This window comes from Kocuria sp. CPCC 204721 (genome assembly GCF_040980945.1).
Taxonomy (GTDB): Bacteria; Actinomycetota; Actinomycetes; order Actinomycetales; family Micrococcaceae; genus Kocuria; species Kocuria marina.
On record NZ_JAVKPO010000054.1, the window covers coordinates 1 to 1032 of the forward strand.

Consider the following 1032-nt stretch of genomic DNA (forward strand, 5'->3'; position numbering starts at 1 on the left):
TTGGGATCCGGCGTCGGAGTGATGCCGGAGCTGGCCGGGACCGACGGGATGCCCGTCCCGGTCACGCCGCCACAGCGCCATCCGCAGCGGGATCATCACAAGGTCCGTGTGCTTGCTGGTCTGCGCATGCCAGGCGACGATGCGTTGCGAGAACACGTCGAGGATGAACGCGACATACACCCATCCGGCCCACGTCCGCACATACGTGAAGTCCGTCACCCACGTGTGATCCGGGCGCGGAGCGGTGAAGTCCCGGTTCAGCAGGTCCCCGGCACGGACCCCATCCTTGGCGGGGATCGTGGTGCGGATCGCTTTCGCCCGCGTGACCCCGGAAAGGCCCAGGGCCCGCATCGCGCGGTCCACCGCACCGCGAGACACGTCCCGGAGCGTGGTGCGGCGGATGAACGCGGTCATCTTCTTCCGTCCGTAAAGACCCTCCGGGGTCATCTTCCGGCGTGTGCTCCCGCCGGGCAGTGTCTCGTCGCGCCAGGCCGCGTCACGGACCGCGTCCACGACGATCGCGTCGGTCACGGTCCGGACCGCGACCCGGCCTCGCTTCCAGGCCCGGTAGGTGCGTGCCGCGATCTTCACGCCCTGCTCACGCAGGACGCGAATGATCGACTCGACGGCAAAGCCCTCCGAGCGCATCTGGTCGATGAAGCCCATCATCAACGGTTGCGGGGGTCGAGTTCCCCCACGAAGAAAGCCGTCGCCGCCTTCAAGATCGCGACGTCCTCACGCAACGCCCGGTTCTCGGCCTTGAGCCGGCGGATCTCCGCATGCTCTTCGCTGGTCTGACCACCACGGTCACCCGCGTCGATCTCGGCCTGGATCACCCACCGTCGCAAGGACTCCGCACCGACGCACTCCTGCCGGGCTACGGCCGCGATCACCTTCGCGTTCGACGGGTACTCTGACCGGTGCTCCAGCACCAGCCTCACGGCCCGCTCACGCAGAGCGGGGTCAATCTTCTTCGGCATGACGCCATCCTCTCAACTCGAAAAGATGCGGCACCAAACCTGGGACGGTTCA

1 pseudogene is annotated in these 1032 nt (G+C 67.2%); it reads right to left on the reverse strand.

Features of this window, described 5'->3' with window-relative positions:
• Positions 1-980: pseudogene (locus RF637_RS13810) on the reverse strand (IS3-like element ISPfr13 family transposase); the annotation flags it as partial.
• Positions 981-1032: the final 52 nt, after the last annotated feature.